The organism is uncultured Chryseobacterium sp., assembly GCF_936933875.1.
In the GTDB taxonomy this organism is placed as follows: domain Bacteria; phylum Bacteroidota; class Bacteroidia; order Flavobacteriales; family Weeksellaceae; genus CAKZIK01.
In genome coordinates this window covers 1-6,016 of sequence record NZ_CAKZIK010000076.1, presented here as the reverse complement: position 1 = coordinate 6,016, position 6,016 = coordinate 1, and the positions used below count along the sequence as shown (strand labels likewise).

Annotated in this window: 6 protein-coding genes; 2 read left to right on the top strand and 4 right to left on the bottom strand. The window is 35.2% G+C overall.

Features of this window, described 5'->3' with window-relative positions; genetic code table 11:
* Nucleotides 1-1,565: FAD-binding protein (locus Q0252_RS10700; protein WP_297986126.1), on the top strand; the 1,565-nt coding region annotated here is incomplete at its 5' end.
* 23 nt (nucleotides 1,566-1,588) lie between these two features.
* Nucleotides 1,589-2,362, top strand: coding sequence for a succinate dehydrogenase/fumarate reductase iron-sulfur subunit (locus Q0252_RS10695; RefSeq protein ID WP_297986125.1), 774 nt, complete (start codon nucleotides 1,589-1,591; stop codon nucleotides 2,360-2,362).
* A 165-nt stretch (nucleotides 2,363-2,527) separates the two neighbouring features.
* Here Q0252_RS10695 and Q0252_RS10690 read toward each other — a convergent pair whose 3' ends face one another.
* From Q0252_RS10690 to Q0252_RS10675, 4 genes are all read right to left on the bottom strand, one after another.
* Nucleotides 2,528-2,749 (bottom strand): PspC family transcriptional regulator, encoded by a 222-nt coding sequence (locus Q0252_RS10690; protein WP_089769048.1) that lies wholly within the window; start codon nucleotides 2,747-2,749, stop codon nucleotides 2,528-2,530.
* 34 nt (nucleotides 2,750-2,783) lie between these two features.
* A complete protein-coding gene (locus tag Q0252_RS10685) occupies nucleotides 2,784-4,046 on the bottom strand; it encodes a DUF2851 family protein (RefSeq protein ID WP_297986123.1) in 1,263 nt (420 codons plus the stop codon).
* A gap of 83 nt (nucleotides 4,047-4,129) precedes the next feature.
* Nucleotides 4,130-5,290, bottom strand: coding sequence for an N-acetyl-alpha-D-glucosaminyl L-malate synthase BshA (gene bshA, locus Q0252_RS10680; protein WP_297986121.1), 1,161 nt, complete (start codon nucleotides 5,288-5,290; stop codon nucleotides 4,130-4,132).
* Between the two features lie 157 nt (nucleotides 5,291-5,447).
* Entirely contained in the window at nucleotides 5,448-5,858 is a 411-nt protein-coding gene (locus Q0252_RS10675; protein WP_297986118.1) for a GxxExxY protein, read from the bottom strand.
* Nucleotides 5,859-6,016 lie beyond the last annotated feature (158 nt).

Sequence of the window (6,016 nt, the reverse complement as noted above, 5' to 3'; positions counted from 1 at the left end):
GGGTTCAGGTAAAAAGAACTTTCTATGCCAAGGGACAAACTGGTCAGCAGTTATTATTAGGTGCTTATTCTGCAATGAGCCGTCAAATCGGTAAAGGTAGAATCCAGATGTATAACCGTCACGAGATGATGGATCTTGTTATCGTAGACGGAAAAGCAAGAGGAATCATCGCAAGAAATCTTGTTACAGGTGAGATAGAAAGACATTCTGCTCACGCTGTAGTAATCGCTTCAGGTGGTTATGGAAATGTTTATTTCCTTTCCACAAACGCAATGGGCTCCAATGTTTCTGCCGCGTGGAAAATCCACAAAAAAGGAGCATATTTCGCAAATCCTTGTTTCGTACAGATTCACCCGACTTGTATTCCTGTTCACGGAACACAACAATCAAAATTGACACTAATGTCAGAATCTCTTAGAAATTCAGGAAGAATCTGGGTTCCTAAAAAGATTGAAGATGCTGTAGCCATCAGAGAAGGTAAACTGAGACCAGAAAATATCAAAGAAGAAGATAGAGATTACTATCTGGAAAGAAGATATCCTGCTTTTGGAAATTTAGTTCCAAGAGACGTGGCTTCCAGAGCTGGAAAAGAACGATGTGATGCCGGTTTCGGTATAGAAAATAACGATACCAAGGAAGGCGTTTTTCTGGATTTCTCTACAGAAATCATGAAAAAAGGAAAAGAAGCGGCTATTGAAAAACATATCCATAACCCTACAGATCAGCAGATTTATGAACTTGGTAAAAAATGGGTAGAGGAAAAGTACGGAAACCTTTTCCAGATGTATGAGAAAATCACAGCAGACGATCCTTATAAAACACCAATGAAAATTTACCCTGCGGTTCACTACACAATGGGTGGTGTTTGGGTTGATTATAACTTGCAATCTACAATCCCTGGATGTTTTGTGATTGGTGAGGCTAATTTCTCAGACCACGGAGCGAACAGATTGGGAGCATCTGCGCTGATGCAGGGTCTGGCAGATGGATATTTCGTTTTACCTTACACCATTGCAGATTATCTTTCTGCTGACATCAGAACAGGTAAGATCCCGACTGAAACGCCTGAGTTTACTAATGCTGAAAAAGACATTAAGGATAAAATCAATTTCTTCCTTACTAATAAAGGAACCCATTCTGTCGATCATTTCCATAAACAATTGGGAAACATTATGTGGAACAAAGTAGGTATGGGAAGAACACCTGAGGGTTTGAGAGAAGCAATCAGAGAAATCGAGGAAGTAAGAAAAGACTTCTGGCAAAATGTGAAAGTTCCTGGCGATGCGGATAACCTGAACCCAGAACTGGAAAAAGCATTTAGAGTTGCTGATTTCCTTGAGCTAGGACAACTGATGGCTATCGATGCGCTTAACAGAAACGAATCTTGCGGTGGACACTTCCGCGAAGACCACGCTACTCCAGACGGAGAAGCGGAACGTGATGATGTGAATTACAAGTATGTTGCTGCCTGGGAATATAAAGGTGGAGACATTAATCAGGAAGTGATGCACAAAGAAGAATTGGTGTACGAAAACATCGAAGTAAAAGCAAGAAGTTACAAATAATCTCCATTCAAAAATATATAAAAATGAGTGCAAAAAAAGGCTTAAATCTTACGCTGAAAATTTGGAGACAAAAAAATAATAAATCGAAGGGGCAATTCGAAACTTATAAAATTTCTGATGTTTCTACAGATTCTTCATTCTTAGAAATGTTGGATATCCTAAATGAGCAATTAATCAACCAGGGGAAAGACCCAGTTGCTTTTGACCACGATTGTCGAGAAGGAATCTGCGGAATGTGTTCACTTTACATCAATGGTAGAGCGCACGGTCCAGATACAGGAATCACCACTTGCCAGCTGCATATGCGTCATTTCAAAGATGGCGAAACAATCCATATAGAACCTTGGAGAAGTGCTGCTTTTCCTGTGATCAAGGATTTGGTGGTTGACAGAAGTGCATTTGACAGAGTAATGGCTGCAGGTGGATTCGTATCTGTGAATACTTCTGGAAATACTTTGGATGCAAACGCAATTCTGGTTCCTAAGGAAGATGCAGACAAAGCGATGGATGCTGCTGCTTGTATTGGTTGTGGAGCTTGTGTAGCAACTTGTAAAAACGGTTCTGCAATGTTGTTCGTTGGTGCAAAAGTTTCTCAGTTCGCATTGTTACCTCAAGGTCGTGTAGAAGCAAAAAGAAGAGTTCTGAATATGGTAAAAGCAATGGACGAAGAAGGATTCGGAAACTGTTCCAACACCGGAGCTTGTGAGGTAGAATGTCCAAAAGGAATCTCTTTGGAAAACATCGCAAGAATGAACCGCGAATTTGCAGTGGCTAACCTTTCTACAGCTAATTCTTAATAATAAAAATTAAATTTAGAAGCTAGACTAGACTTCTTTTAAAATACAAATCCGATTGAGCTTTCAATCGGATTTTTTTTTATTTTATGAAGCAACGAAGTTGCAAAAAATTTGTGGAATAAAGAGTCTCAAAAACAGATGCGAAGCACAGACATATTTATAGGTTTACAAATCAAAAACACTTGGTCTCTTCGTCACGATGCAGTCTTTGATCCAAAGCATAAATGCCAAGCCTAGATAAAACAAAAAGAAAATCCCGGCAGTAGCAAACGTAGAATAGATAAAGAAAACGCGAAGTTTGGAAACTGGTATTCCGAGTTTGGTTCCGTATCTGGTCAAAACGCCAAACCATTCTCTTTCCATTTTATGGCGCAAACCATTGATAATTTTAGGCTCTTTCATTTCTTTAGTCTGATTAATCTTATGTTTTCAGCAGCTGAAAACCAACACTGCAATTTAAGCATTTTTTATGATTGCAGAAAAGCTTGTATTGATAAAGAAAAGCCTGTGTTTCCAACGCATTTTCGAATTTCATTCCTAACTGTTTCCATTCATCCAAAACCGAATTTTTCTCTGGTTTCATCTGTTTGTAGAAATCAAAAATATCATCAACTATTTCCGGATTATGATTTTTATGATAGAAATACTTCATCGGCAAGATCGTATTAATGATAATCAAATCAATAAAATCCTGACTAAGATATTTCTTACTTTCGACTGTTGAAATCTTTCCAAAATTAAACCGATTATCCCAATATTCGGAAGCTTTGACATTTTTGAAAATCTTGTATAAATCTTCAATCGTTTTGGCTTCAATCAGTTTTGAGAAAAGGTTAGGCTGAGAATGGTAAAGATTGGCTAATTGCGACAATCGGACTGTGGGAAAATTCGGTGGACGAAGCTTTGAAAATTTGGGATGAATTCTAAAATCAGATAAGTTAAATTTCACTTTTAAGAAATCGAATTCTCGTTTCCAAACTTGCATTTTTTCGTCTGAAGGATGATCCAAAAATCCACAGATTCCAAAAAACAAAGCTTCTAAATGAACATGATTTTGCTTGATTTTTTGGATAACCGAAAAGTCCAAACTTTCTGCCATCTGAAGAAAAATTTCTGCATTCACTTTTAATCCGAAAGTATAAACCAGATTTTGAAACAAAACTGCTTCATAATTATTTTGATTGTTGCTTAGCGATTCTTGGAAGATTTGTGACTTGGCTTCTAACTTTTTGAGCAAAACAGTTTCTTCAAAAAATAAAGGAATTTTATTCTTATCAAATAACTCTTCACAAGCTATAAAAGAATGTTCGGCTTTCAGATTTTGATGTTTTTGAATCAGTTCTTCATCAATATAACTTTTGAGTTCCAAAGTCGGAATGTTATGTTGTTCCAACTCGGGAATATTACAATCATTGATATAAACAGCGTGCAGAATTAGATTTCCAAACTCAGGATTGCCAGAATGATTATGAAAAAACCAATCCGAAGCTTTGGTATGTATCTCAATATTGCCGGCAAAAATAATATCATCAATCTTGATTTTTGCAAAGAGAAAATCTGGTCCAGAATTCTTATTCCATTCTCCAAATTCTAAAATTTCAATTTTTCTTCCGTCTGTGGAGATAAAATCAAAGTTCCGAAATTTCTTAAAATTCCAAAGGTATTGCAATATGTCTTCATTCATCTTGTTATTAGTTTTATTATAAAAAAACCTCTCAAAGGTTTGACTTTGAAAGGTTTAAGTTACATATTTTTTATGAATGTAAATTAACTATTTCCAGCATTTATTAATTTAGATTCTTCAAATTTGGCAATCGTATTCTGATACATCTCAATATAAATCGGAAGAATATTCTTCAAATCAAAATGGATGGCTTGTGCTTTTGCGTTTTTCTTCATTTCGGAAAGAAGAGTTTCATCGCTCAAAAGTTTGATGCAATAATTGGACATCGCTTCTACATTTCCGGTTTCTGCCAAAAATCCGGTTTCTCCCTGGATATTAACTTCCGGAATTCCGCCGGCATTACTACTAATAACCGGTGTTCTTGCCGCCATTGCTTCCAACGCAGCCAAACCAAAACTTTCTTGCTCAGAAGGTAAAAGAAACACATCAGAAAGCTGTAAAATATGATATAGATTATTGACTTTTCCAAGCAATTTGATTTTTCCAATCAAATCTGGATTATGTTCCATAAACTCGGAGATTTTTTCCATTTCCGGACCTTCGCCAATAATAATTAGTTTTGACTTGACTTTTTTATTGACGTTTTTGAAAATCTCTAGAACATCCTGAATTCTTTTCACTGGACGAAGATTGGAAACGTGAATCAAGATTTTTTCATCATCACTCGCAAATTGTTCTCTTTGACAAGTCGTACATTCTTCGAATTCAGAATTATCAATAAAATTGGTAATCACCTGAATGTCTTTCTGAATATTAAAAAACTGAAGCGTATCTTTTTTCAGACTCTCGGAAACCGAAGTTATCGCATCACTTTGATTAATAGAAAACTCAACAGCGTGTTTATAACTCGGATGTTGTCCAACCAACGTAATATCCGTCCCGTGAAGCGTTGTTACCAAAGGAATATCTTTGTTATCTGCTTTCAACATTTGCTTCGCCGTAAATGCCGCATAAGCATAAGGAATCGCATAATGTGCGTGAAGAATATCCAGTTTATAAAGATTAACCACACGATAAATCATCGATGACAATGCAATATCATAAGGCTGATATTGGAACAACGGATAGGTCTGAACGTTAACTTTATGGAAAAAAATATTCGGATTGGTAACATCCAAACGTGCTGGCAAAGCTGAACTGATGAAATGAACTTCAAAGCCTTTATCGGCTAAACTCATTCCTAATTCTGTTGCTACAATTCCGCTTCCGCCGTAAGTTGGATAGCAAAGTATTCCTATTTTCATTTTACTTTTTTATTGTTTTATTTTTGAACCACAAAAGTCACAAAAGTTTTTTGAAGAGAAATCAATCTGATTTTTAAAGATAAAATAAGGTTTAGCATTCTACTTTAAAAAGAGAATTTTTGCTCTTTCTTTTGTGACTTTTGTGGTTTATAAAAAATCACATTAATTGTTCGTAATATTTATTGACAAATGTTTCTTGTCCTTCGTGAAAGATATTTTTCACATTGAAATTAATAAGAATTCCTTTCGGAACTTTTAATAATCCCATATAATTTAAGAGTTGAGCTTTATGCATTTCATCAAACTTTTTGACTGACTTAATTTCCAAAACAATTATATCTTCAATCAAAAAATCACATCTGAAATCACAATTTAGACTCTTTTCTTTATAAATAACATTAATTCTAAATTCAGATTTAAAATTAATATTTCTTAAAGCAAATTCTTCTTTCAAAGCTTCACAATAAACACTTTCTAATAAGCCAGAACCTAAATGTTTGTGCACTTCAATACAAGCTCCGTTGATTTTATAAGTTAAATCTGTCAAATAAGATTGTGTTATCATCATTTATGTTTTGCTTTCTTTTTTGAACTTAAAAATAAAAAAAGCTTTTATATTGCATTTAATATTCCTCCACTTCTTTTTATTTTTATTTTTATTTTTTTTTCTTTTTGAGACAGAGTCTCGCCTTGTTGCCCAGGCTGGAGTGCAGTGGCGTGATCTTA

Bases quoted from the DNA above. Each gene is read 5' to 3' on its own strand.
- Q0252_RS10695 (WP_297986125.1), top strand. From the start codon at position 1,589: ATGAGTGCAAAAAAAGGCTTAAATCTTACGCTGAAAATTTGGAGACAA.
- Q0252_RS10685 (WP_297986123.1), bottom strand. From the start codon at position 4,046: ATGAATGAAGACATATTGCAATACCTTTGGAATTTTAAGAAATTTCGG.
- bshA (WP_297986121.1), bottom strand. From the start codon at position 5,290: ATGAAAATAGGAATACTTTGCTATCCAACTTACGGCGGAAGCGGAATT.
- Q0252_RS10675 (WP_297986118.1), bottom strand. From the start codon at position 5,858: ATGATGATAACACAATCTTATTTGACAGATTTAACTTATAAAATCAAC.